The organism is Shimia gijangensis (assembly GCF_900142085.1).
In the GTDB taxonomy this organism is placed as follows: domain Bacteria; phylum Pseudomonadota; class Alphaproteobacteria; order Rhodobacterales; family Rhodobacteraceae; genus Shimia; species Shimia gijangensis.
In genome coordinates this window covers 132,522-156,052 of the sequence record NZ_FQZQ01000007.1, presented here as the reverse complement: position 1 = coordinate 156,052, position 23,531 = coordinate 132,522, and the positions used below count along the sequence as shown (strand labels likewise).

The window sequence follows — 23,531 nt, the reverse complement described above, 5'->3', positions numbered from 1 at the left end:
ACGTTCCCCTTTAAGACAAGGCCCTAAGGCGGGGTTTAGCCTTTGGAAGGCAGGGTCCACATGTCCCCTGCTTCCTGCTCAAAAGCGGGTGGATCAAAATATCCGTTTCCACTTGTCGGGTAGACAGTGATTTCTCCCAACCAGAATCGATTGTCTGACACCAAAAAATCCACCCGAAGCATGTCAAAACCCGATCCAAGTCTAAGTGCGACCTCTTTCAGTTCTGAAAAATACGGGGGGATGGGGATGTCTCCGAGCACACCATATGAATGTCCACGCAACAGATGCAGCGACGCATCCAGCCTTGTCCAATCTGGTCGAAACAAACCGCAATTGCCGGTGCTGTACTGAACAACATAGAGAAAGCCGATCTTGCCGTTAAAGACAAAGCATTTCAGGTCGGAAATCGGCCCACCATCATCCTGTCTGGCCATTTCCTCGGCAACAAGCAGGGGCCGCGCCTGCCGATACCCCCATTCATGCATTTCCTGGCCAAAGATTTTCCCAAGCCATGCATCACATTTTCGCCTGACAGCTTTTTGGTCAGGTATCTCGCCGGGCTCTAGCCTCACATTCCAACCTGATCCGTGATTTGCCTTTAGGATGGCGCCTGCCTGCAAGTCATCAAAGGGGATATCGGCCGAGGCCGCACCATGCCACAGCAACCGAGGCATCAAGTCATTGGCCTGTTGGTCCCCAAGTTGGGTTTTGAAGTATTCTCTGCAGCGCAACCGGTCAGCAAAAACCGGAAAATACGGGTTGCGATCGTTCAACTTTCGCCACTGTACCTTTTCACTGAACCCTGATGGTGTTTTCAAGTCCGGGTCTTGACCAAAAGTATCAGCATAACGCCGCTTAAGATCCCGGCACCCCAGCAATCGGTCAATTCGAGATTCCTGGATGCAGATCGTTTTATGTATGAAGTGTTTCAACGAGACGAGTTTTGACATTACCTGACTCTATATCATATTTCCCGCGGCTCCGTAACTTAGCTGGCACGCAAGAGACTGTGGCCTCAACTCTGGGACCTCGCCAAAATGACGCGTCTCTGCGAGCAAGATCCATCAGGCGTTCTCTCGCAGTTGGGTGATCGCTTTGATCGCACTGGCGACGGCGGCCTCTATTGTCAGGTCTGACGTATCCACGATCACCGCATCCTCTGCAGGTTTCAATGGTGCCTCGGCACGGCCCATGTCACGCGCATCGCGTTCTTTCACATCGGCCAGAACCTGCTCCTGCGAAACGTCCAAACCTTTGCCGTCCAATTCCAGAAACCGCCGCTTGGCGCGCACTTCGGCGCTGGCAGTGACGAACAGTTTGGCCTCTGCATTGGGGCAGATTACGGTGCCAATATCCCGCCCGTCCAGAACCGCCCCCCCTACCCGGCGTGCAAACGCACGTTGAAAATCCACAAGGGCTGCACGCACGTCTGCAATGACAGCCACCCGGCTTGCCGCCTGCGCCACGTCAGGTGTTCGCAGATTGTCCGCATCCAAATCTTCGGCCACAAGTTTTCTTGCGGCCTCAATCGGGTCAGTTCCATCCAACGTCTTGGCCCCAACTGCGCGGTACAGCAGGCCAGTATCAAGATGGGCAAATTCAAAATGTGCTGCAACGGCCTTGGAAATTGTACCTTTGCCTGCCGCCGCCGGGCCATCAATTGCAATTGTAAAACTCATGAGCCGCCTCGAAATCTATGGTCGGCTCTTGTATCCCAGCCTGAATTTGCAGGTGCAAGCCCTATCGCAAGACCCGTCGCAAAACCAGATTTACCGTACCCAGTAAGAGCGCCGAAAAACAGATCATGTGACTGATGGACTTGCTCATCGTCAGAAAGCTTGCCACTTGAACCGTGATCTCGTCTACCGCCTCAATCGGAGTATTCAACAACCCCGCCACAAGGTAGTTCTCAAAATAGTCGGCTGCTGTTGCGATCAGCGCCACAAGGCTAAAAACTGTCCCCCAAGGCCGGCGCAACACCATTTGCAGCCCCAGGACCAACGCAAGACCCACTAACGCAAGATAAGCAATGTCCAAGCGGTGCTGAACCGTCAGATAGAATTCGCGACCTTCGTCAGAGAGAGCGCTCAGAAAAAGGATCGCCTCGCTCAGCGAATACCCAAAAGGGCGCATATCAAAAGGAACCTGCCCGCCGGCTTGCGATGAAATAAAGGGTACGGACCATAATGCCATGGTCAGATAGATCGCCATAGCAGCGGTAAAGCTCACCCAGAACGCACGATGCATTTGCCCTCCTGCCAGCGCAGGATCAGCCCTTGCGCCCCCGGCCAACAAAGCCAGTTTTATAGATCATCATGGCCAACAACAGGCCAAAAGCAACTGAAAGCATCACATATTTGGTAATCGTATAGCTGCTGGCAAGGGTTACAAGCCCCGCTTCCAGCCCGGTTGTCCCACGCATGACCATGTCAGATACCAGCGCATTTTCACAAAGATCCATGACGGTAAAACTGGCTGGAACAACCAGCAAAATGATCCGCGACCATGGATGAACAGCCCGCGTAAGTCCCCAAAGGCACCATCCCATCCAAAGCCCCATCAACATAGGAAACGCCGTGTCGACGTATCTTAGAAAACCGATGTAAAGGGCCGACTGTTCTGCGGTCATCAAAGCCAGATAGGTTTGTGCCTCAGCCAGCGTGTACCCAGAAAAGCGCAGATCAAAGGGTTTCAGATTGTCCTCGCCCAATGTCAGGTTGCTTGCGCCAACGCCCACCAACACCCCGTAGGTCACGACAGTAACCAGTGTCAGGGCAATCAAGGCTTTGGTGTATGGCTTCAAATGGTATCTCTCGTAATTTTGGCGCCAAGTCCGCCCATCAGGGGCTCGAAAATCGGAAAGGATGTGGCAATCGGTGTGCCATCATCCACGCTCACTGGGTTCTGGGCTGCCATGCCCATCACCATGAATGACATGGCAATCCGGTGATCAAGATGGCTGGCGCAAGTCGCACCCCCCGGCACATTGCCGTGCCCCAGGCCTTTGACAATCCACCAGTCTGGGCCGTCTTCGACCTCAACACCATTGGCGCGCAGTCCCATGGCCATTGCCTCAATGCGATCACTTTCCTTGACGCGCAACTCGGCCACGCCGCGCATCACCGTGTCACCACTGGCAAAAGACGCCACAACAGAAAGCACAGGGTATTCGTCGATCATGCTGGCGGCACGGTTCGGGTCTACTTCAATGCCCTTAAGGTCAGGGCTGAACCTAGCGCGCAAATCTGCGACCGGTTCACCACCTTCTTCGCGTTCATTTTCATAAGTCAGATCCGCTCCCATCTCGCGAAGCGTGGTGAACAGCCCCGCACGGGTTGGATTGAGCCCGATATTGGGCACCAAAACATCCGACCCCGGCGTGATGATCGCCGCGCAAACCGGGAAAGCCGCCGAAGATGGATCGCGGGGCACCACAATGACTTGTGGCTTCAACTCCGGCTGGCCCGTCAGCGTGATCACCCGCCCCTCATCAGTCACTTCTGTGATGATTTCGGCGCCAAATCCAGCCAACATACGCTCGGTGTGGTCGCGCGTCGCTTCTTTTTCAATGACAACCGTTTTTCCCGGCGCGTTCAAACCCGCAAACAAAACCGCAGATTTCACCTGTGCTGATGGCACCGGCACTTCGTAGCGCACAGGCACCGGGTTCGCAGCCCCCACAATGGTCATGGGCAAACGGCCACCCGAGCGGCCCACCGCCTTGGCACCAAACAGGGAAATCGGGTCAGTGACCCGCGCCATCGGGCGTTTGTTCAAACTGCCATCACCTGTAAAGGTCGCGGCAATGCCCGTCGTCGCCATCACTCCCATGATCAGCCGCACGCCGGTGCCCGAGTTCCCACAATCAATCACATTGTCAGGCTCGTCAAAACCACCAACGCCCACGCCATTCACGGTCCACTCACCGTTGCCATGATCCGTCACCTCAGCACCAAAGGCGCGCATCGCCTTGGCCGTGTCGATCACGTCTTCGCCTTCCAAAAGGCCGGAAATCCGGGTTTCGCCAACAGACAACGCTCCCAGAATTAACGAGCGATGCGAGATCGACTTATCCCCCGGCACCCGCGCCTCTCCAGTCAGCGGGCCGCAAGCATGTGATGTCATAGGAATGGGAGTGCCGTGTCCGGACATATGGATTTCCTCTTTGGTCGTTGCCAATTCTGTTAGCGCAGCAACTGGCGCAGGTAAATGCGCGAATTGCCTCTTCACTATTTCGAAAATACTCCGGGGTGAGCGCCGCCTTTGCCTTGCAAAGGGGGTGTGAGAGGCAGCGCCCCTCAGGCGATCAGACCTTGCGGAAGGTCAGATAATGCGGCGTGCGCCCTTCGCGAAAGGCTTTCTGCTCGTATCGTGTGGAGATCCAATCCCCCCAAGGTTCGCGCCAATCGGCGGGACCTTCTGCCAGCCATTCAAATCCGTGGTTCGGCACCTGTTCCAGCGTTTGACGCACATAATCGGGAATGTCTGTCGCCACGCGAAAGATGGCGCCGGGTTTCAAAACACGTGCCAAAGGTTCCAGATGTTCTGGTGTCACAAACCGACGTCTGTGGTGTCGTTTTTTCGGCCATGGATCAGGATAAAGGAGAAACGCCCGCGAAATACTGGCCTCGGGCAATACATCAAACATGTCCCTCGCATCACCTGCGTGCACGCGGATGTTTTCAGCACTGGCTTGCCTGATCTTGCCCAGCAACATAGCAACCCCGTTTATATAAGGCTCGCATCCAATGATCCCGACATCGGGGTTTTGGACGGCCTGATGCACCATATGCTCTCCGCCGCCAAAACCAATTTCCAGCCAGACGTCCCGCGCACCAAACAAGGTCTCAAGATCAAGAGTGCTGCGCTCAGGGTTTTCTTCCCATCCGACCGCGCCCGGAGATAGCGCCGCCAGATCCTCATCCAGATAGGCCTCTTGCGTTTTGCGCAGGCCTTTGCCTTTGAAGCGTCCGTAAAAATTGCGCCACGGCGCGCCCGAGGGATGTTGGGTGTCGTTCATCTATCTGCCTGCCAGCTAAGGTGCGGGCCCGTGTGCCCTGTCAGGCCCGCGCCGTCAAGCTTTGCCAAAGAAAAGGCCCCGCAGCTTCCATTGAGCTACGGGGCCAAATCTTAGCAATAGCGAAAAGCGTCAGACTGCTTTTTTCAGTGTTTCCACCAGATCATCACGCTCCCAGCTAAAGCCGCCATCGGCCTCGGGGTCACGACCAAAGTGGCCATAGGCCGCGGTGCGCTGATAGATCGGGCGGTTCATGCCCAGATGCTCGCGGATGCCGCGTGGAGTGAGGTCCATGGCTTCGCTGACCGCTTTTTCAATCGCGGCATCTGCCACCTGACCGGTGCCATGCGTGTCTGCATAGATCGAAAGAGGTTTGCTGACGCCAATCGCATAAGACAGCTGAATGGTGCAACGCTCGGCCATGCCAGCCGCAACCACGTTTTTGGCAAGATAACGCGCAGCGTAAGCTGCCGAACGATCAACTTTTGTCGGATCTTTGCCCGAAAACGCGCCACCGCCGTGCGGAGCAGCACCACCGTAAGTGTCCACAATGATCTTACGACCGGTCAGGCCTGCGTCACCATCTGGTCCGCCAATCACAAACTTGCCAGTTGGGTTCACGTGCCACTCGGTCGCGGCAGAAATCCAGCCCTCGGGCAGGGTTTCGCGAATATAAGGCTCAACCACGGCACGCACATCAGCCGACGTCATGGACGCATCAAGATGCTGAGTCGAAAGAACAATTGAGCTGACACCAACAGGTTTGCCATCTTTATAGATCACTGACAGCTGCGATTTCGCATCTGGGCCCAATGTGGGCTCGGCACCAGATTTGCGAACTTCGGCCAAGCGACGCAAAATTGCATGGCTGTATTGGATCGGAGCCGGCATCAGGGCCGCTGTTTCCGTGGTGGCATAGCCAAACATGATGCCTTGGTCGCCTGCACCTTCGTCTTTGCCGCTTGCGGCATCTACGCCTTGGGCAATATGGGCGGACTGTTCATGCAACAGATTGGTGACTTCGACTGTTTTGTGGTGGAATTTTTCCTGCTCATAGCCAATGTCTTTGATGCAGGCGCGCGCAATATCTTCAATGCGACCCATGTAGTCATGCAGCTTGTCCTGATCAGACAGACCTACTTCACCGCCAATGACGACACGATTGGTGGTGGCAAAGGTTTCTGCGGCGACCCGCGCTTCGGGTTCTTCAGCCAGAAAAGCATCCAGAACGGCGTCGGAAATACGATCGCAGACCTTATCCGGGTGGCCCTCTGAAACGGATTCAGAAGTAAAAGTATAATTATTTCGCATGAAGTGCTCCAATAGATATGCGATGTCACTTCAGGAAGCCGTTGTGACAACAGATTGGCGTGGGGTACGCGTCTAAATCGAGATGGTCAATCGGTTTCGCGAATCTTGCGCAACCCAAAGCCGGCAATGAGGGCGAAAAGCATCAGCGACAACGGCAAGTCTGCGGTACGCGAATACACCGTGGCCGACAGAGCCTGCGGAAGTCGCGCATCCAGAAAACCCTCTTTGCCCAAACCCAATTGCGCCGTGACACGCCCCCGGGCATCCACAACCGCTGAAATCCCGGTATTGGCCGCACGCACCAATGGCAGACCCTGTTCAATGGCGCGCATCCGCGCCTGTTGCAAATGTTGGTAGGGGCCGGAAAACGCGCCAAACCAGGCATCGTTGGTGATCTGCATCAGCAAATCAGGTCGCTCATCAGTCCCGCGTGTATCCTGCGGGAACACCGCTTCGTAACAAATCAAAGGCAACGCCCGACCGACGGCTCCAACGTCCATCAAATGCGGTCCCGGCCCTGCGGAATACCCGCCACCCTCACGCGCGGCCAGCCCATGAATGCCGAACCTGGCCAGCACATCTCCAAACGGCACGTATTCGCCAAACGGCACGAGGTGGTGTTTGTCATAGACGTCGCCAATCGCGCCTTCATCGCCAATCACAACTGCCGAGTTATAAAATCGCAATCCGTCATAGCGGTTTAATCCCAGCACAACCGGCGCCCCCCGTGCCGCTTTGGCAATTGCGGCGCGCGTATTGATCGAGTTGTTAAGCGGCGATGGAACCGACGTCTCCGGCCAGACAATCAGGTCCGGCACCTCCAACCCCGAGCGCGTGGCCCGCAAAGCGCGGTCAAAGAACACTCGCATAAACTCAGGGTCCCACTTTTGATGCTGAGGGGCGTTAGGTTGAACCAATCGCACCATCGGCCTCTCTGGGTTGGGAACATTGGCCTCTGGCATGGGCCACAGGGCCACTACCGCAAACAAGATGCCCACGACGGCAGATGTTTTACGCGCGCGAAACCCGCTGATCCCGGCAGCAGAAACCAACAGGATCAGAGTCAGCCCATGTGGGCCCACAAAGGACGCGGCCTGCCCGGCCAGCCCGTCGACCAAACCATAAGACAGCATCGCCCAGGGAAACCCTGTAAAGACATAGGCCCGCAACATCTCGGCCCCGGTCAGAGTCAGCACCAAAGCCCAGCGCCCAATGGCCATCCACCGCGCAACCGCAAAGGCCGCGCCCCAGAACAAGGCCAGCCCGACAGACAAAAATACCAAAGCAAACGGCGCCATCCAGCCATGACGGGCCACATCCACCAAAAACGGCTCAACAATCCAGTGCAGCGAAAGCGCGAAATACCCCGTTCCAAACGCAAGCCCGGCAGCAATGGCCTCACGATGGGATTTCAGTGCGGGAAAGATCACAAACGCAACAACCAGCCCCACCAGAGTGAAGATCGGAAGCGAAAATGGGGCTTGCCCCAAAGAGGTACCAGCCCCCAAAGCGGCCAGAAAGGCGATGCATTGCCAGGCAGAGCGCGCGTTAAACCAGCGCGCCACCGCCCCCTCAGCCATCCTGAGCCTCGGCAAACCGCACCCTCAGGCGCTTGATCCGGCGGGGGTCTGCATCGACAATTTCAAACTCGGTACCATCGGGGTGCGCCACCACTTCACCGCGCGCAGGCACATGGCCCGAGATTGTAAATACCAATCCGCCCAATGTTTCGACGTCTTCGGCGTCAACATCGTTATGGGCAGTCAACTTGCGACCGGCTTCAGCTTCAAATTCATCCAGCGGCATTTTGGCCTGTGCCAGATAACACCCCGGTGCTTCCATCACCCAAAGCTGGTCTTCTTCTGCATCGTGTTCATCTTCGATTTCACCGATCACCTGCTCGATCAGGTCCTCAATGGTCACCAGCCCGTCCACACCGCCATATTCATCGATCACCAATGCCATGTGGCGGCGCTCGGTCTGCATCTTGGTCAGCAAAACCCCAATGGTCATCGACGGTGGTACAAAAACCAGAGGGCGCAGCATCTCGGACAGTGAAAACTCTCCTCCACTGCCGTTGAAGCCGTATTTTAGAGCAATATCCTTAAGGTGGGCAAAGCCAAGGGGGGTATCCAGCGTCCCTTCAAAGACAGGCAATCGCGTAAGGCCGGTTTCGCGAAACACATCAACCAGCTCGGACTTGGTAATGGAGCTTGGCACGGCAATTATGTCGGCTTTGGGAATCGCCACGTCTTCAACCCGCATACGGCGCAGGTTGATCATACCGTGGGTTTGAGGCCGAGGATTGTGAGAGGTCTGGGCCTGCTCGTTCACTTCCTCCTCGGAGGTAGAGATGGCTTTGACAATACGACCAAAAAAGCCGTTGGATGATTTTGCTGTGGCCTTAGGCTGCGCGCTTGGCGCTGCGTTAGAGGACCCGTCGGAACTGTCGCCCATTTTTCCTTTCCAAGAAGGGGTTAATCCCCGTGTTCTTCCCTATATGGGTCAGGAATACCCATTTTGCCAAGTATCACGGTTTCGATACCCTCCATCAACGTGGCATCCTTGTCACGGATATGGTCAAAACCCAGCAGATGCAGCACCCCGTGGATGACCAGATGGGTGATGTGATGCTTAAGAGGTTTGCTGGCATCGTTGGCTTCGCGCAGGCAGGTTTCATAGGCAATGGCGATATCGCCAAGCTCGGTTTCCTCCTCGAAAGAATCAGGTGCCGGGGGGAGTGGTGGGTCGCCATCTGTTGTCGCAGCCAAATCCTGAGCGGGCCAGCTTAGGACATTGGTGGCGCTTAATTTGCCGCGAAAATCTGCATTCAGGGTCGCGATCCGCGCATCATCACAGCCCAGTATCGAAATCACGTAAGATGTTGGGGAAAGGTCAAGGTGGTTAAGTGCCAATTGTGCGGCCGTTTCGGCAATAGCTTCCAGATTGGCCAGAGCCCACCGGTCGTCTTCCAGAATGAGATCGGTCACCATACCAAATTGGCGGCGGGGGCTGGCTGCCCCCGCACCCCCGCGGATACTTGGGGCCAAAAGATGAAATTAGCCCTGCGGTGCATCGCCATCATAAGCCCGGATGATCGCCGCAACCAACGGGTGGCGCACGACGTCAGCAGCAGTGAAATAGTTGAAGCTAATATCAGGGATATTGCCCAAAAGCCGCTCGGCATCGGCCAATCCGGAGGGAACGCCGCGCGGCAGGTCAATCTGGGTGCGGTCGCCGGTGATCACCATACGCGACCCTTCGCCAAGGCGGGTGAGGAACATCTTCATTTGCATCGTGGTGGCGTTTTGAGCTTCGTCCAAAACCACAAATGCATTGGAGAGTGTACGCCCGCGCATAAAAGCAAGTGGGGCGATTTCAATGCGTTTTTCCTCGATCAGTTTGGCCATTTGTTTGCCGGGCAAAAAGTCATTCAGCGCATCATAAAGCGGCTGCATGTAGGGGTCGACTTTGTCCTTCATGTCGCCGGGTAGATAGCCGAGCTTTTCACCGGCTTCCACAGCTGGACGCGACAGAATGATCCGGTCAACATGGCCGCCAAGAAACAGGTTCACGCCAACAGCAACGGCCAGATAGGTTTTGCCAGTCCCCGCCGGGCCAATACCAAAGGCCAACTCTTTGTTAAACAACGACATGACATAGGCTTTTTGCGCGTCTGTGCGCGGCTCGACCAGTTTTTTTCGCGTTTTAATCTCGACGTGACCACCCTTGAACATTTCAAGCTGATCACCGCTGCGCGAGCCTGTACCCTCTTCCGAGTTCCCCATACGCACTTCTCGATCAATGTCTGCGCTTTCGACATCCTTGCCGGTTTCCAGCCGTGAATAAAGCGCCTGAAGCACATCCTCTGCTTCTTTGCGCGCCTCTTCGTCGCCATGAATGGCCAGCTGGTTTCCACGACGAATGATCTGAACCGAAAGTTTTTGTTCGATGTCAGCCAGGTTGCGGTCATATTCCCCGCAAAGGTCGATCAGCAGTCTATTATCCGGAAATTCGACCAGCTTTTCTGTGGGCGCTTCGGATTCGGGCGGTGGGGTCAGGGCACCTGTGGCCAATCAACTCTCCTGCTCTGTGTTGTGTTGTTTCGAGTCGCTGTAGGGAAATGGTGCCAAGTTGCGCAATCCGACGCAAGTCACCAGTGCCACTTTTCACAGGATCATCACAAAAAAAGGCCGCGTGAAGGATCACACGGCCAATTTACGCTGATGCGATGTAACTTAAATCTGATCTTTGAAACCCGAACCCTTTTTGAACGGGCCCGTCGCGACACCAGGAGGCGCCGTGCCAGAGCAGACCGGCTTGCCGTATTTGTCCAGACGCTGCGACAGATACCCTTCGACACCATCGTCGATAATCCAGTGGTCGCAACCGTTGGGATCAACCCAGATGCCAGCCTTGAGTGTGCTCAGATGCTTACTATCAAAGCCACGGTCTACGGTCTTGTCGACCTTGTTGTCGCTACAGGCCGAAATGGCAGCAACCGTGCTGAGAAGAAGAAGACCTTTGACGATTTTCATGACATTTTCCTCTTAGCGAATGCAGATGATTTCGACGCGGCGATTTTGTGCCATGCCGTTTGCGGTTGAATTCGACGCCCGCGGCATGCGCTCACCGTAGCCCCGCACGTCAATCACCCGTGCACCGGTTGTACGGGCTACTTTGGCGACTTCATTGGCGCGGTTGTAGCTGAGGCGCATGTTATATGAATCCGACGCGCGGCTGTCTGTGTGGCCTGCGATAATATAGGCTGATGCCGTCGCATCCGAAAAGAATTGCGCCAGTTTCTGACGGTTTGCCGAGTTGATGCCGTAGCGATCGGTGGCGAAGAACTGATCCGAGTTCATCACACCGCAGACGTTGCCCCGGCGGCAGACCGGGATACCCTGACGGCTGACATGCGGCGTCATGTAACCTTCGACACCGTCGTCCATCACCCAATGCTCACACCCGTCTGGATCGACCCAAACGGTTGGAATATACTCTTGTCCCAGAACTGTACGCTGGGTCTGAGCAAACGAGGGTTGAGTCAGGGATACCACTGCCAAACAAATTGCGGCGAGCCCCCCGAATACTGCCCTGGCGCGTGTCATTATAGTATCCGCCACAACAATATCCTCTGCCATATTTCCGATGGGTGAGGCGCAAAAACGGCCCGCGCATCGCATTTTTGAATATGCAACGAGTGTAGCAAATTTAGAGAGTGTGTGAAGAACTATTCACAATATCTGGTGCTGGAACGTGTCAATTTCATGGCGAAAGAGGCGAAAAATCGGATTTCAAAGCAGCATTGTCGCGCTAGAATAAACAACCCAATTCCAACACCCCGGATTGTTTCACGCGCCAAATCAATCGGGAATCATGACACCTGCGAGCGAGTTTGTCCGGCTCTCAACGATTCTCACACGGCGCAAGTCGCCAATCACCGCGTCCGTTTCCATGACATGCACCGCATGCAGGTACTCTGATTTGCCCATCATCTGGCCCTCAAAGCGGCCCGGCTTTTCAAACAACACCGAAACGTCGCGGCCAACCATGCTGTCTTGAATTTCGCGTTGCTGGTGCGTGATAAGCCCCTGCAATCTATGCAACCGGTCTGTGGCTTCACCGTCATCAACCAACGCGCGTTCGGCGGCTGGGGTACCAGGGCGCGAGGAGTATTTGAAACTGAACGCCTGACCGTATTTAACCTCTTCGATCAAATTCATTGTGTCCTGAAAGTCAGCCTCCGTCTCTTCCGGGAAGCCCACAATAAAATCTCCAGACAACAGGATATCTGGACGTGCAGCGCGGATGCGTTCGACCAGCCGCAAATAGCTGTCACGGTCATGGCTACGATTCATGCGTTTCAGGATTTTGTCACTGCCCGATTGAACCGGCAGATGTAGATAGGGCATCAGTTTTGAGCAAGTGCCGTGCGCCTCAATCAAATCATCCATCATGTCGTTGGGGTGACTGGTGGTGAACCGGATGCGCTCCAGCCCGTCGACCTTGTCCAACTCCCAGATTAACTTGGCCAGCGACCAGTCCCCATCCGATCCATGCCCATGATAAGCATTCACATTCTGACCCAGCAGAGTGATTTCACGCACGCCCCGTTCGACCAGATCACGGGCTTCTGTCAGGATACGGTCTACAGGGCGCGACACCTCTGCGCCGCGGGTATAGGGAACCACGCAGAAGGCGCAAAACTTGTCACACCCTTCCTGCACCGTCAGAAACGCCGTCGGGCCGCGTTTGGCTTTGGGCCTGCTTTTCAGTTTCTCGAATTTGTCTTCTTCCGGAAAATCCGTATCCAGCGCCTTTTCACCCTGTTGGATTTTTGCTTCCATCTCGGGCAACCGATGATAGCTTTGCGGGCCCACCACCAGATCAACCGCTGGCTGGCGCCGCATGATCTCTTCGCCTTCGGCCTGAGCAACGCATCCCGCCACCCCGATTTTCAGATCCGGATTATCAGCTTTGAAACCTTTGAGACGTCCCAGTTCTGAATACACTTTTTCCGCCGCTTTTTCGCGAATATGGCAAGTGTTCAACAGAATCATGTCGGCGTCGCCCGGTGTGTCAGTCGCCTCATATCCGGCGCCACCCATCGCCTCGGCCATGCGCTCGCTGTCATAGACGTTCATCTGACATCCATAGGTTTTGATATAGAGCTTTTTCGTATCGGCCATGTGCCCGGTCCCGTCGCGGTTTCAAGGCGCCTGACTACATCAAAACCAGTGCGGCTTGCAATGCACCACAAATTGATCGAATTTAGGGAACAAAAGAGCAGGGTTTGGAATGAAATACGCCTCGGTTTCGGCATTCTTGAAAAATGGCAAACAGCACTTGGCCAAAGGGCCGGTGGCCTTGGTGTTTGCGGAAGATGACGTAGAGCTGGACACCACATTGCGTCATCATCAACAGCTTGGCTTCAAACAAGTTCTTGTGTTCATGCCCGACGCGTTTCTTCTCGACGAAACCGTGAGCGAAGAAGTGGTTCGGATCGGGTTCGAAGCCACCGGCAGTTCCGAGGTGGTTGCCGCAATCAATCAGATAATTGCTGCAGCTCCGGGGGTATGGCTGTACTACTGTTTTAACGCCGAATATCTTTTCTTTCCATTTTGCGAGACCCGCACCATCGGCGAAATGCTGGCGTTTCATACCGAGGAACGTCGCGACGCCATGTTGACTTATGTCGTCGATCTTTATGCAGAAAACCTAACCACTCACAAAAATGCCGTGTCTCTGGACGCACCATTGATGGATCGATCCGGGTATTACGCGTTGGCGCGCGAGGATGCCACCGACAATTACAAACCCAAAGAACGCCAGCTCGACTTTTACGGAGGCTTGCGATGGCGCTTTGAAGAACACGTGCCCTATGAGCGACGCAAGATCGATCGGATATCCATATTCCGTGCCAAATCTGATTTGAAATTGCGCGAAGACTTCACCTTTAATGACGAGGAATACAACACTTTCAGCTGTGAATGGCACAACAGCCTGACTGCAGCCGTCTGTTCCTTTCGCACAGCCAAGGCTCTGAAACGCAATCCCGGAAGCCAATTTGAAATCAAAACATTCAACTGGCACAACTCGGTGCCATTCGAGTGGCATTCCCGTCAGCTATTGGACTTGGGGCTGATGGAGCCGGGACAGTGGTTCTAGATAACACGCCTTTGCGCTGCAACCCCGATCAATGACTTACGACGAGCACATTGCAGACCACAGTTGTGCGCCCCAGGCAATTGAGATCGAAATTGCCAATGCTGTGACTGCCGTGGCCGACGCAAACAGCAGTGACTGACCCAGCTGGAGTCCGCTTAGCCAAAAGAAGATGACCGGAAACCCATGTAACAGAAACACCGGCATCGTATGGCGCCCCAAACGCGCAAGGCTTGAAGATCGCGCCGGAACCACCGCAAAAAATGCAACTGATGCTACGATCCCCAGAACAATTGATACCGCCCGAAAGAAGACACCCGGCGTGTCCTGAGGAATTCTGACGTAGGGATGAGAACCCCACAGCCACCGAATGTTCACATGGTCTGCAGCGACAAAGGCCGCACAAACCAGCACCACGAACAGACCGATCAGGACAGCTCGGTGTCGAATTGCGGCGCTCAGGATACGTTCGCCATAGATATGACCAATCAGGAAGGCCGGAAAAAACACCAAGGTTCTGGATAGACTAAACTCGCGCCCGATGTCGTCCATAAACCCGGCAATCAACGCGACAAAGAAGGCCACGAGGACCGGGTGGGAAAGCCTGAGCGCCAAAGGCAACAATAGCTTCCAAGTCACCAGGCTGAACAGAAACCAGATGATCCAGACCGGGGTCAACAGGCCAAATACGCGATGCGGCAGGACCTGATCCAAAACCACAAAGTACAATACCTGAAAAATGACGAGCGGCAGCACCAGTCGACGACACATTCTGGATATGTCTTTTGCATCAAGTCTGGACTTGGAAAACATCCCGCTGATCATCGTAAAAGCCGGAATGTGAAACAGGTAAATTGCGAAATACAAACGGCCATTAAAGCCGTTCAATTCCAACAAGTGCCCCCAGACAACCAGAACGATAAGTGCTCCGCGGATCATGTCCGGGTGATCGCTTCGCAGTGTCACAATTTCATTCCGTGCGTATCTTGGCCAAGCTCAGCTGCCTCAGAGCGATTATGAGCCACCGCCTATCCTTCCGGCAACCCAAATCACCTATCAAAGCTTGATCAATACCGCCCCAGCCCGACCTCCGGCTTCAACGGCTTCCTGCGCCTTGGCGACATTCTCAAGCGCAAACACCTCTTGCACAGGGATGCTCAGCGCCCCTGCGGCCAAAGCGTCGTGCAGTTTGGCAATGGTGTGGGCGCGATCTGCATCGGTTTGCAGATAGATCAGAATAACGTCCAGTGTCAGGGCTTTGAACAGGATTGGGCCAAACGGGATGCTTGGGGTCATGTCCAAAGCGGAACCATAAATGGCCACACGACCGTTGGGTTTCATAACCTCTGCAATCATGGCGATGTTGACGCCAAATTCGACTTCGACAGACGTGTCCACCAAGACTCCGTCATTGGCTGCAAGCACATCTGCGGCCAGCGTGTCGCTGCGGTAATCCAGCACCACATCTGCCCCTGCCCCGGATATCCGGTCAAAATCACGCGGGGACCCGGTGGCGATGACCTTGGCGCCTGCCCATTTGGCCAACTGAACCGCCAAATACCCTACAGTGCCGCCGCCACCACTGATCAACACAGCCTCGCCTGCAATGTCACCGCCACCCAGAACAGCCTGTGCCGCCGTGAGGCCCGGGATGCCCAGAACAGCGCCTTGCTCAAACGTGACATTATCGGGCATCGCGACCGCCTGTGCCTGTGGCAGTGCAATATATTCGGCGCATGTCCCAAAGGGGCGCAGCCATTGACCGTTCCAGATCCAGACACGTTGACCAATGCGCGCCACATCGACACCTTCGCCAACGGCATCGATAACGCCCGAGCCATCACTGTGCGGCACAATTGTGGGAAAAGCAGGCTTCACAACACCCGGACGCGTCCCGGCGCGGGCTTTGACATCCGAAGGATTGGGGGCAGAAAACGCCAACCGTACACGCACTTCGCCCGGGCCCGGCTCTGGTCGCTCAATCTTTTCTATTTTCAGAACGTCTGCTGCCGCGCCAAATTCACGATAAACCGCTGCTTTCATTTTTCACTCAATTCCCAAGTCAGTCGAATTCCAGAGGCCATGCTGGCACGGCGCGCAGGCACGTGCAATGCGTGTCAGCCATCAATAGAAAAGACGTGAGGTTATTTACAACGCAGACGGATGACCACATCCACCTTGGACACTTCGGCGCCATCCGGCACAGATGGCAGGCGGCGGATTTCCAGCTGATCAGCCGGGGCATCCGTTAACACCCGCGAATCTTCCCAGAAAAAGTGCGGGTGGTCGTGCGTATTGGTATCAAAATAGCTTTTTGAGCCGTCGACAGTGATTTCCTGCATCAAACCTGCCGAACAGAATGCCCGCAATGTGTTGTAAACCGTTGCCAGAGAGACACTTTCACCAACAGAACGCACATCGTCAAACAGGCTTTCGGCGGTGACATGGCGATCACGCCCGTCTCCAACCAGCAATGATGCCAGCGCCACGCGTTGCCGTGTCGGACGCAAGCCCGCATCGGTCAGCCATTTGGTTCCATTGGTAATCGCGCGCATTTCCATGTCAAAAGACCCTTGCTTCGTTACGCAATATAGGCTGGATCGCTCGGGTTTTTCAATTGAAAATCAGTTGCAAGCGCAACAAGCGTCCTGTGATGGCCGCCCTTGCAGGACCAATGCGCGCGGTGGTAGAGGAAACATGAAGAAAAATCACACGAACCAGAGGGGGCATGCCTGAATGGCCGACTATCCTACCAGCTTCTCTAAAGAAGACCTGATCAAATGCGCACGCGGCGAACTTTTCGGCCCCGGAAATGCGCAATTGCCCATGCCGCCGATGCTGATGATGGACCGGATTACCGACATCTCGGCGGACGGCGGTGAGTTTGGCAAAGGCCATGTCGTCGCCGAATTTGATATCACACCTGACCTTTGGTTCTTTGAATGCCATTTCCCCGGCAATCCAATTATGCCGGGCTGTCTGGGCCTTGATGGTTTGTGGCAGCTGACAGGGTTCAACCTTGGTTGGCGCGGCATGCCCGGCAAAGGCATGGCCATGGGTGTTGGCGAAGTTAAGCTCAAGGGCATGGTCAAACCTGACCGCAAGATGCTGACCTATCACGTGGATTTCACCCGCATCATCGACCGCAAACTGAAACTTGGGGTTGCCAACGGTCAGGTATTTGCCGATGGCGAAGAGATTTATCAAGTCAAAGATATGCGCGTGGGCCTCGCGCCCGAGTGAGCGCCAAGACGCTGAAATGTGTTTAACGAAAAGAGGCCTCAGGGCCTCTTTTTTAATGAAAACAACTGCTTCAAACATAAACACGAAAGTATGCGGTTTGTCATGAGTGCTGGGTACACAGCTCCGTCATTCGTCAGCAACAGCGAGATCGTGGTCAAAAGATTGCTGTTTGACTCCACGCAGAAGCAACCACAGTGCCAAGACCATTTCATTTATCCAGATTGGCAAAGATAACAGCGTGTCGATCGCCGACCCGCTGACTGTCCAGCCAAAGAGAATAAGCATGCAGGACAAGAGCAGCATCATACCGCCGAAAAATCCCCAAACCGACAGAAACACCGGCACAAGCCGGTAAAAAAATAGAAACGGGTAAAGCACGAAGGTGCTGACGCTGAACACGATCAGTACCATGAGGAATGCCCATTTGTGGATCGCAAGGCCGATCGCAGCGCTTTCTGGCGAAAGCAGAACCAATAGGCCGGTTACGGCCAGCACACCAAGGCTCGCCTCGATCACCCGTAGACCAAGATAAGCCACCGCCCCCCCCTTGGACATGACGCCAGATGATTGGAAAGAGCGCCATTGCGATTCCTGCGCTCGCCAGCGCGTTTATCGTCTCCAATAGGGCGCCAACAATGACCCGTGATTGTTGGTCAGCGACCTGTCCTGCGACGTCAGCGCCGCTCAATACCGGGTCGGTCAAAGCAAAACTCGCCATTGTCGCCGTCGTGGCGGTAATAAATAAAATTCCTGCGGCTATGGATTCTGTTCTATAGGTGCTCATCGTGACCGCGCCTCTTCAAACGAATTGATACGAACACAATATCGAGCGACAGAGCGTTCTCAATTGATATTAATCAACGAAGAAGCTGTTTGTCCCGCAACGACGGCACGTGCCCCTTGCCTGGTTGCATTGCTCAACACTCCTCACATCTCGCAACCCATCTTGCACCCCTGCCTCGCAATGCCTACTAAAGACATTAGCAAATAAGGGAGTGCACGTATGCGTCGTGTCGTCGTCACCGGATTGGGCATTGTTTCGTCCATCGGGAATAATGCTGATGAGGTCCTTGCCTCATTAAAAGCCGGGAAATCCGGTATCGTTGCCAGCCCTGAAATGGCCGAGCATGGTTTTCGCAGCCAAGTCGCGGGCACGTTGAAAATCGACACCAAAGAACATGTCGACAAGCGTACATTGCGTTTCATGGGGGATGGAGCCGCTTATGCCCATATCGCCATGAGCCAGGCGATTGCCGATGCGGGTTTAGGTGAAGACGATGTCGTGAACGTGCGCACAGGATTGGTCGCCGGGTCTGGCGGACCATCGACAAGTGCGATGCTGACCGCGCATCAGACGGTGCTGAAAACTGGCGCGACAAAACGCATCGGCCCGTTTGCGGTACCAAAATGCATGTCGTCGACCATTTCGGCGAACCTCGCGACCGCCTTTAAAATCAAGGGCATAAACTATTCGATCACCTCGGCCTGCTCGACCTCCTTGCATTGTATCGGCAACGCAGCCGAGCAGATCATGATGGGCAAACAGGACGTGATGTTTGCTGGCGGCGGGGAAGAGCTGGACTGGACTTTGTCTTGCCTGTTCGACGCGATGGGCGCGATGTCCTCCAAGTATAACGACACCCCCGAAAAAGCCTCGCGTGCTTTTGATGCAGACCGAGATGGGTTTGTGATTTCTGGCGGCGGCGGCATTGTCGTGCTGGAAGACCTCGATCACGCGCTGGCGCGTGGTGCCAAAATCTATGCCGAAGTGACCGGTTTTGCGGCCACATCTGATGGCCACGACATGGTGGCCCCAAGCGGTGAAGGCGGCGAACGCGCCATGCGTCTGGCCCTGTCTACCCTGCCCGAAGGCCGTAGCGTCGACTACATCAATGCCCATGGCACCTCGACACCAGTTGGCGATGTCGGCGAAGTCGAAGCGGTTCGCAGGGTCTTTAAAGGTCAGGCGCACCCCCCAATTTCTTCAACAAAATCAATGACTGGCCATGCCCAGGGCGCCGCAGGTGCACTCGAGGCGATCTTCTGCCTTCTGATGCTGGACAATGACTTTATCACACCATCCATTAACGTAGAAAATCAGGACCCCGCCATAAACGACGGGGAGGTTGCGACCACTTTGGTGGAGAACGCAGGACTTGATAGTGTGATGACCAACTCGTTCGGGTTTGGTGGCACCAACGGATCAATGATCCTTTCAAAGTATAAAGGATAATTGAGTATGTCTGATCTTCTCAAAGGCAAACGCGGCCTGATTATGGGTGTCGCTAACGAACGCTCCATCGCATGGGGCATTGCCAAAGCCATGCACGAAGCAGGCGCTGAACTGGCCTTCACCTACCAAGGCGAAGCCTTTGGCAAACGTGTGGCCCCGCTGGCCGAGCGCCTTGGCAGTGATTTCCTTGTTGATGTGGATGTCACGGACGACGCGTCCCTTGATGCTGCGTTCGAACAATTGGGTGCGAAATGGCCTACGATCGACTTTATCGTGCACGCCATTGCCTACTCGGACAAGAATGAGCTGACGGGTCGTTTCCTAGACACGAGCCGCGATAACTTTAAGAATTCGTTGGATATTTCCTGTTATTCCCTGATCGAAGTGGCCCGCCGCGCGCACCCGCTGATGAAGGAAAACGGCGGCGGCACTGTGCTGACGCTGACCTATCAGGGTTCGAACCGCGTGACTCCGTTTTACAACGTTATGGGGGTCGCCAAGGCCGCTTTGGAGGCCGCGACACGCTACCTTGCCAACGACCTTGGCCCCGATGGTATCCGCGTCAATGCAATCTCGCCCGGCCCAATGAAAACCCTTGCCGGGGCTGCTATTGGCGGTGCGCGCAAGACCTTCCGCCAGACCGAAGCCAATGCGCCGATGCGGTCAAACGCGACGCTCGAGGCCGTGGGTGGCACGGCGGTTTATCTGGCCTCAGATGCCGGGTGTTTTACCACGGGTGAGATCATCCGCGTCGATGGTGGCTATCACGTTTTGGGCATGCCTCAGACCGAAAACCTCTGAGCGATCACAGAGTATTGAAAATTGTAAAAGCCGCGCCAAAAGCGCGGCTTTGTCCGTTTTGTACAAACTTTTTTGGCAGAATACCCGTTTTGTACAAAACGGCCTTCCCATCAAATTGCGCCTTTTAGCCGATCGAAACCAGTTCCAACGCGAAGGTCAGATCTTTGCCGGCCAGAGCGTGGTTCGCATCCAGCGTCACTTTTTCTTCGGTGACTTCTACAACAGTGACCGGAATGACCTGCCCCTCAGGAGACTGCATCTGCAGCTGGATACCAACCTCAAGCGGAATTTCAGCTGGAATCTGAGCGCGTGGTACGTCTTGGCGGGCACCATCCTGAACGGGGCCGTAGGCCTCTTCGCAAGGAATTTCGATGGTCTTCTTTTCGCCCACGGTCATGCCGCTCACGCCTGTGTCAAAACCGGGAATGACCTGCCCGGAACCCAAAGTGAACTCCAACGGTTCGCGACCCTCAGAACTGTCGAAAGTCGAGCCATCGCTCAAAGTTCCGGTGTAGTGAATGCGAACCTTGTCGCCCGATTTTGCAGCAGTCATGAAGTGTCCAGTTCTGATGGTAGATGCGAGGGCTGCCTCGCTGAAAAAGTGGCGCACCCTAAAACGTGATGTCACGAAAGGCAAACAAGTGGCAAATGGGCTTTGACAGCGCGGATCAGCCTGCCAGTATGCACCCCGAGGGGGACGCAATCATGACCACAACAACCTTTGTTTTCGACGCCTATGGCACGCTGTTTGACGTGGCCGCCGCAGCGCGTGAACTGGCCGAGGAGCCGGGACAGGAAGAATTCGCAGAGCATTGGAGAAAGGTGGCCGAGGTGTGGCGTCTGAAGCAGCTGCAATACACATGGATCCGCGCCATCACCGGTGCGCACACGGATTTCTGGGAGGTCACGCAGAACGCGTTGGACAATGCGCTGGATGTGGTTTTGCTGAACGGTGAAGAACATCGTGAACTGCGCGAGCGGCTATTGCAGCTTTATTGGGAGCTGAGCGCCTATCCTGAGGTGCCAAAGATGCTGCAAGAACTGAAAGACGCCGGGTTGAACACCGCGATCCTGTCGAATGGATCGCCGGACATGTTGGAGGGGGCCGTGAAAAGCGCTGGCATCGGGCCTTTGCTGGACGATGTGCTGAGCGTTGAGGATGTGGGCATTTTCAAGCCAGATCACCGGGTTTATGAGCTGGTGACCAAGCGGTTTGACTGCAAACCCGAAGAAGTGATTTTCGTGTCGTCCAATGGCTGGGACGCGGCGGCGGCCTCGGGGTTTGGGTTCCGGTCATGCTGGGTGCATCGCAACAGCGGTGATCAGGTGGACCGATTGCCGTGGAAACCGGAGTTTGTACTGGAAGACCTGAAGTTCGTAGCCGATCTGAGGCGTGTTTAGAATGGCGCGGTTCACCACCTCTGACGGATTGTCGCTGCATTTCACCGACGAAGGCGACGGCCCTGCCCTGTTGTGTCTGGCCGGCCTGACCCGCAATGGTACGGATTTCGACTATGCGATGCCCGCACTTGCGGGGTGTCGGATCATTCGCCCGGATTATCGTGGTCGCGGTCAGTCTGACTGGGCGGAAGATTTCAGCACCTACAATGTTCTGCGTGAGGCTCAGGACGTTCTGGAACTGATGGATCATCTTGGCATCGAAAGTGCGGGCTTTCTGGGAACGTCACGCGGCGGGCTTATTTCTCTGACATTGGCCGCTATGGCACGCACGCGCATTTTGGGTGTGTGTTTTGTCGATATCGGTCCGGTGATTGAAACCGGCGGGCTTGAGGTCATTCTGGGGTTTCTGGGGCGCAATCCGGTGTGGAAAACCCACGCAGAGGCCGCCGAAGTCTTTGGCAGCCGGATGATTGGGTTTGATAATGTGCCCGAGAGCCGGTGGCGCCAAGAGGTTGAAAAACACTTTGTCGAAACGGGTCAGGGCCTGACCATTAACTATGACCCCAAGCTGCGCGATGCGACGCTTGCAACCTTTGATCCAAATGCCGAAGCACCAGACCTTTGGCCACTTTATGAAGCTCTGGCCGGTGTACCGGTTGCCGCCATTCGCGGCGCAAACTCGGACTTGTTCAGCGCTCAGACGCTTGCGGAAATGGGCGCGCGCAGGCCAGACCTGATTGCCGCCACAGTGCCGGATCGGGGCCATGTGCCGTTTCTGGATGAGGTCGAGGCGGTCGACGCGCTGCAACTTTGGATATCAAAAATGGATAGGACGACATGAATATCGACATGATCAGGGCTGCGGCCACACGTCTTGAGGGACACGCACGGCGCACACCGATGCTGACCTCGCCCTTTTTGGATGAGATTGCGGGGCGGCAGCTGTTGGTCAAACCGGAATGCCTGCAGCACACCGGATCGTTCAAGTTTCGCGGAGGCTGGTCGGCAGTCTCCGCGCTGGATGAGGCCACACGCAAGCGCGGGGTGATCGCGTTTTCCAGCGGCAATCACGCCCAGGGCGTGGCGCTGGCGGCAGCAAAACACGCGAGCCCGTCGGTGATTATCATGCCGGAAGATGCCCCCAAGATGAAGATCGACAATACCCGCGCACTGGGGGCCGAAGTGGTTCTGTATGACCGGGCTGGCGGGGAAAGCCGAGAAGACATCGGGCGGACCTATTCTGAGGAGCGGGGGCTGACGTTGATAAAACCCTATGACGAGCCGCAGGTGATTGCGGGACAGGGAACAACCGGGCTTGAGATTGCAGCACAAGCCGGCGAATTGAATGTGAATCAGGCGGATGTCTTGGTGTGTTGTGGCGGTGGCGGGCTGACGTCTGGCATTGCGCTGGCGTTGGAAGCTGAGGCGCCGAACCTGCGTGCACGCCCCTGTGAGCCGGAAGAGTTTGATGATGCCACACGGTCTTTGATCAGTGGTAAGATTGAGGTGAATGCACGTATTTCGGGCGGGATTTGCGACGCCATCGTGACGCCCAGCCCCGGAGAGATCACCTTTCCCATCATGCAGCGCCTGTGCGGGCCCGGCATTGTGGTCAGCGAAGACGAATGTCTGCACGCGATGGCGCTGGCATTTTCGAGGTTGAAGATTGTGGTCGAACCAGGTGGCGCGGCGGCACTGGCAGCGGCGTTGTTTCACGGGTCTGAAGTGCAAGGCGAGGCCGTGGTGGCCGTCTGCACCGGCGGCAATGTGGATGCACAGATGTTTAAAGTGGCGCTGGAGCGTTTCGGTTAAGCACAAGGCATTATGAGAGACGGTTGGTGGTTTTGAGTATTTGCA

The 23,531-nt window shown here is 55.4% G+C and carries 25 protein-coding genes, 1 pseudogene and 1 riboswitch; of the genes and pseudogenes, 7 read left to right on the top strand and 19 right to left on the bottom strand.

The window, feature by feature from the left end; genetic code table 11:
* Positions 1-35: 35 nt before the first annotated feature.
* From BUC32_RS08370 to miaB, 14 genes are all read right to left on the bottom strand, one after another.
* On the bottom strand, positions 36-950 hold the full coding sequence (locus BUC32_RS08370) for an ATP-grasp fold amidoligase family protein (protein WP_073251537.1): 915 nt from the start codon (positions 948-950) through the stop codon (positions 36-38).
* A gap of 114 nt (positions 951-1,064) precedes the next feature.
* The gene (locus BUC32_RS08365; protein WP_073251535.1) at positions 1,065-1,679 is read right to left on the bottom strand and encodes a (d)CMP kinase; all 615 of its coding nucleotides are present in this window, start codon (positions 1,677-1,679) and stop codon (positions 1,065-1,067) included.
* A 61-nt stretch (positions 1,680-1,740) separates the two neighbouring features.
* Entirely contained in the window at positions 1,741-2,247 is a 507-nt protein-coding gene (locus tag BUC32_RS08360) for a hypothetical protein (RefSeq protein ID WP_139280683.1), read from the bottom strand.
* 22 nt (positions 2,248-2,269) lie between these two features.
* The gene (locus BUC32_RS08355) at positions 2,270-2,803 is read right to left on the bottom strand and encodes a hypothetical protein (protein ID WP_073251532.1); all 534 of its coding nucleotides are present in this window, start codon (positions 2,801-2,803) and stop codon (positions 2,270-2,272) included.
* Complete coding sequence (gene aroA / locus BUC32_RS08350; protein ID WP_073251603.1) at positions 2,800-4,152, bottom strand: 3-phosphoshikimate 1-carboxyvinyltransferase; 1,353 nt, start codon at positions 4,150-4,152, stop codon at positions 2,800-2,802. The genes BUC32_RS08355 and aroA overlap by 4 nt, the downstream gene beginning before the upstream one ends.
* A gap of 154 nt (positions 4,153-4,306) precedes the next feature.
* The gene (gene trmB / locus BUC32_RS08345) at positions 4,307-5,020 is read right to left on the bottom strand and encodes a tRNA (guanosine(46)-N7)-methyltransferase TrmB (RefSeq protein ID WP_073251530.1); all 714 of its coding nucleotides are present in this window, start codon (positions 5,018-5,020) and stop codon (positions 4,307-4,309) included.
* Positions 5,021-5,149: 129 nt separating this feature from the next.
* A complete protein-coding gene (gene metK / locus BUC32_RS08340) occupies positions 5,150-6,328 on the bottom strand; it encodes a methionine adenosyltransferase (protein ID WP_073251529.1) in 1,179 nt (392 codons plus the stop codon).
* A gap of 4 nt (positions 6,329-6,332) precedes the next feature.
* Positions 6,333-6,381, bottom strand: a riboswitch (SAM-SAH riboswitch).
* Positions 6,382-6,414: 33 nt separating this feature from the next.
* Entirely contained in the window at positions 6,415-7,908 is a 1,494-nt protein-coding gene (lnt, locus tag BUC32_RS08335; RefSeq protein WP_083599281.1) for an apolipoprotein N-acyltransferase, read from the bottom strand.
* Entirely contained in the window at positions 7,901-8,785 is an 885-nt protein-coding gene (locus tag BUC32_RS08330) for a hemolysin family protein (RefSeq protein ID WP_073251527.1), read from the bottom strand. The genes lnt and BUC32_RS08330 overlap by 8 nt, the downstream gene beginning before the upstream one ends.
* A gap of 20 nt (positions 8,786-8,805) precedes the next feature.
* Complete coding sequence (ybeY, locus tag BUC32_RS08325) at positions 8,806-9,321, bottom strand: rRNA maturation RNase YbeY (protein WP_073251526.1); 516 nt, start codon at positions 9,319-9,321, stop codon at positions 8,806-8,808.
* A 66-nt stretch (positions 9,322-9,387) separates the two neighbouring features.
* The gene (locus tag BUC32_RS08320; protein ID WP_073251524.1) at positions 9,388-10,404 is read right to left on the bottom strand and encodes a PhoH family protein; all 1,017 of its coding nucleotides are present in this window, start codon (positions 10,402-10,404) and stop codon (positions 9,388-9,390) included.
* A gap of 162 nt (positions 10,405-10,566) precedes the next feature.
* Positions 10,567-10,866, bottom strand: a complete 300-nt coding sequence (locus tag BUC32_RS08315; RefSeq protein WP_073251522.1) for a hypothetical protein — start codon at positions 10,864-10,866, stop codon at positions 10,567-10,569.
* Between the two features lie 12 nt (positions 10,867-10,878).
* Positions 10,879-11,439, bottom strand: coding sequence for an OmpA family protein (locus tag BUC32_RS08310; protein WP_073251600.1), 561 nt, complete (start codon positions 11,437-11,439; stop codon positions 10,879-10,881).
* Between the two features lie 255 nt (positions 11,440-11,694).
* Positions 11,695-13,020, bottom strand: a complete 1,326-nt coding sequence (gene miaB / locus BUC32_RS08305) for a tRNA (N6-isopentenyl adenosine(37)-C2)-methylthiotransferase MiaB (RefSeq protein WP_073251520.1) — start codon at positions 13,018-13,020, stop codon at positions 11,695-11,697.
* A gap of 109 nt (positions 13,021-13,129) precedes the next feature.
* Here miaB and BUC32_RS08300 point away from each other — a divergent pair, with 109 nt between their 5' ends.
* Positions 13,130-13,999 carry a hypothetical protein gene (locus BUC32_RS08300; RefSeq protein WP_073251519.1) on the top strand — a complete coding sequence of 290 codons (870 nt, stop codon included), beginning with the start codon at positions 13,130-13,132 and terminating at the stop codon, positions 13,997-13,999.
* 36 nt (positions 14,000-14,035) lie between these two features.
* On the opposite strand, the gene BUC32_RS08295 is transcribed toward BUC32_RS08300, so the two are convergent.
* The 3 genes from BUC32_RS08295 to irrA all read right to left on the bottom strand — a co-directional run bounded on the left by BUC32_RS08295 (position 14,036) and on the right by irrA (position 16,557).
* Positions 14,036-14,962, bottom strand: a complete 927-nt coding sequence (locus BUC32_RS08295) for an acyltransferase family protein (protein ID WP_139280682.1) — start codon at positions 14,960-14,962, stop codon at positions 14,036-14,038.
* Positions 14,963-15,052: 90 nt separating this feature from the next.
* Positions 15,053-16,039: an NADPH:quinone reductase gene (locus BUC32_RS08290; RefSeq protein ID WP_073251515.1), complete on the bottom strand. Its 987-nt coding sequence runs from the start codon at positions 16,037-16,039 to the stop codon at positions 15,053-15,055.
* A gap of 101 nt (positions 16,040-16,140) precedes the next feature.
* On the bottom strand, positions 16,141-16,557 hold the full coding sequence (gene irrA, locus BUC32_RS08285; protein WP_073251513.1) for an iron response transcriptional regulator IrrA: 417 nt from the start codon (positions 16,555-16,557) through the stop codon (positions 16,141-16,143).
* A 175-nt stretch (positions 16,558-16,732) separates the two neighbouring features.
* Between irrA and fabA the strand changes: the two genes are divergently transcribed.
* Complete coding sequence (fabA, locus tag BUC32_RS08280; protein WP_073251512.1) at positions 16,733-17,239, top strand: bifunctional 3-hydroxydecanoyl-ACP dehydratase/trans-2-decenoyl-ACP isomerase; 507 nt, start codon at positions 16,733-16,735, stop codon at positions 17,237-17,239.
* Between the two features lie 126 nt (positions 17,240-17,365).
* Here fabA and BUC32_RS20180 read toward each other — a convergent pair.
* Positions 17,366-17,957 (bottom strand): annotated as a pseudogene (locus tag BUC32_RS20180) (DUF4386 domain-containing protein).
* Positions 17,958-18,242: 285 nt separating this feature from the next.
* Between BUC32_RS20180 and fabB the strand changes: the two are divergent.
* Both fabB and BUC32_RS08260 read left to right on the top strand, forming a co-directional pair.
* Positions 18,243-19,472, top strand: a complete 1,230-nt coding sequence (gene fabB, locus BUC32_RS08265) for a beta-ketoacyl-ACP synthase I (protein WP_073251509.1) — start codon at positions 18,243-18,245, stop codon at positions 19,470-19,472.
* A 6-nt stretch (positions 19,473-19,478) separates the two neighbouring features.
* On the top strand, positions 19,479-20,273 hold the full coding sequence (locus BUC32_RS08260; protein WP_073251507.1) for an enoyl-ACP reductase FabI: 795 nt from the start codon (positions 19,479-19,481) through the stop codon (positions 20,271-20,273).
* A 124-nt stretch (positions 20,274-20,397) separates the two neighbouring features.
* On the opposite strand, the gene BUC32_RS08255 is transcribed toward BUC32_RS08260, so the two are convergent.
* Positions 20,398-20,826, bottom strand: a complete 429-nt coding sequence (locus BUC32_RS08255) for an FKBP-type peptidyl-prolyl cis-trans isomerase (RefSeq protein WP_073251505.1) — start codon at positions 20,824-20,826, stop codon at positions 20,398-20,400.
* 152 nt (positions 20,827-20,978) lie between these two features.
* Here BUC32_RS08255 and BUC32_RS08250 point away from each other — a divergent pair, with 152 nt between their 5' ends.
* From BUC32_RS08250 to BUC32_RS08240, 3 genes are read left to right on the top strand one after another with little or no spacing between them, the layout of a single operon-like run.
* A complete protein-coding gene (locus BUC32_RS08250) occupies positions 20,979-21,674 on the top strand; it encodes a haloacid dehalogenase type II (RefSeq protein ID WP_073251598.1) in 696 nt (231 codons plus the stop codon).
* A 1-nt stretch (position 21,675) separates the two neighbouring features.
* Positions 21,676-22,515, top strand: a complete 840-nt coding sequence (locus BUC32_RS08245; RefSeq protein ID WP_073251504.1) for an alpha/beta fold hydrolase — start codon at positions 21,676-21,678, stop codon at positions 22,513-22,515.
* Positions 22,512-23,486: a threonine ammonia-lyase gene (locus BUC32_RS08240; RefSeq protein ID WP_073251502.1), complete on the top strand. Its 975-nt coding sequence runs from the start codon at positions 22,512-22,514 to the stop codon at positions 23,484-23,486. The genes BUC32_RS08245 and BUC32_RS08240 overlap by 4 nt, the downstream gene beginning before the upstream one ends.
* Positions 23,487-23,531: the final 45 nt, after the last annotated feature.

Coding starts and splice junctions, on each gene's coding strand:
- BUC32_RS08300 (WP_073251519.1), top strand. CDS start 13,130: ATGAAATACGCCTCGGTTTCGGCATTCTTGAAAAATGGCAAACAGCAC.
- BUC32_RS08315 (WP_073251522.1), bottom strand. CDS start 10,866: ATGAAAATCGTCAAAGGTCTTCTTCTTCTCAGCACGGTTGCTGCCATT.
- BUC32_RS08365 (WP_073251535.1), bottom strand. CDS start 1,679: ATGAGTTTTACAATTGCAATTGATGGCCCGGCGGCGGCAGGCAAAGGT.
- BUC32_RS08310 (WP_073251600.1), bottom strand. CDS start 11,439: ATGACACGCGCCAGGGCAGTATTCGGGGGGCTCGCCGCAATTTGTTTG.
- lnt (WP_083599281.1), bottom strand. CDS start 7,908: ATGGCTGAGGGGGCGGTGGCGCGCTGGTTTAACGCGCGCTCTGCCTGG.
- BUC32_RS08290 (WP_073251515.1), bottom strand. CDS start 16,039: ATGAAAGCAGCGGTTTATCGTGAATTTGGCGCGGCAGCAGACGTTCTG.
- fabB (WP_073251509.1), top strand. CDS start 18,243: ATGCGTCGTGTCGTCGTCACCGGATTGGGCATTGTTTCGTCCATCGGG.
- BUC32_RS08370 (WP_073251537.1), bottom strand. CDS start 950: ATGTCAAAACTCGTCTCGTTGAAACACTTCATACATAAAACGATCTGC.
- trmB (WP_073251530.1), bottom strand. CDS start 5,020: ATGAACGACACCCAACATCCCTCGGGCGCGCCGTGGCGCAATTTTTAC.
- aroA (WP_073251603.1), bottom strand. CDS start 4,152: ATGTCCGGACACGGCACTCCCATTCCTATGACATCACATGCTTGCGGC.
- metK (WP_073251529.1), bottom strand. CDS start 6,328: ATGCGAAATAATTATACTTTTACTTCTGAATCCGTTTCAGAGGGCCAC.
- irrA (WP_073251513.1), bottom strand. CDS start 16,557: ATGGAAATGCGCGCGATTACCAATGGAACCAAATGGCTGACCGATGCG.
- ybeY (WP_073251526.1), bottom strand. CDS start 9,321: ATGGTGACCGATCTCATTCTGGAAGACGACCGGTGGGCTCTGGCCAAT.
- BUC32_RS08360 (WP_139280683.1), bottom strand. CDS start 2,247: ATGCATCGTGCGTTCTGGGTGAGCTTTACCGCTGCTATGGCGATCTAT.
- BUC32_RS08240 (WP_073251502.1), top strand. CDS start 22,512: ATGAATATCGACATGATCAGGGCTGCGGCCACACGTCTTGAGGGACAC.
- BUC32_RS08330 (WP_073251527.1), bottom strand. CDS start 8,785: ATGGGCGACAGTTCCGACGGGTCCTCTAACGCAGCGCCAAGCGCGCAG.
- BUC32_RS08245 (WP_073251504.1), top strand. CDS start 21,676: ATGGCGCGGTTCACCACCTCTGACGGATTGTCGCTGCATTTCACCGAC.
- BUC32_RS08255 (WP_073251505.1), bottom strand. CDS start 20,826: ATGACTGCTGCAAAATCGGGCGACAAGGTTCGCATTCACTACACCGGA.
- miaB (WP_073251520.1), bottom strand. CDS start 13,020: ATGGCCGATACGAAAAAGCTCTATATCAAAACCTATGGATGTCAGATG.
- BUC32_RS08250 (WP_073251598.1), top strand. CDS start 20,979: ATGACCACAACAACCTTTGTTTTCGACGCCTATGGCACGCTGTTTGAC.
- fabA (WP_073251512.1), top strand. CDS start 16,733: ATGGCCGACTATCCTACCAGCTTCTCTAAAGAAGACCTGATCAAATGC.
- BUC32_RS08260 (WP_073251507.1), top strand. CDS start 19,479: ATGTCTGATCTTCTCAAAGGCAAACGCGGCCTGATTATGGGTGTCGCT.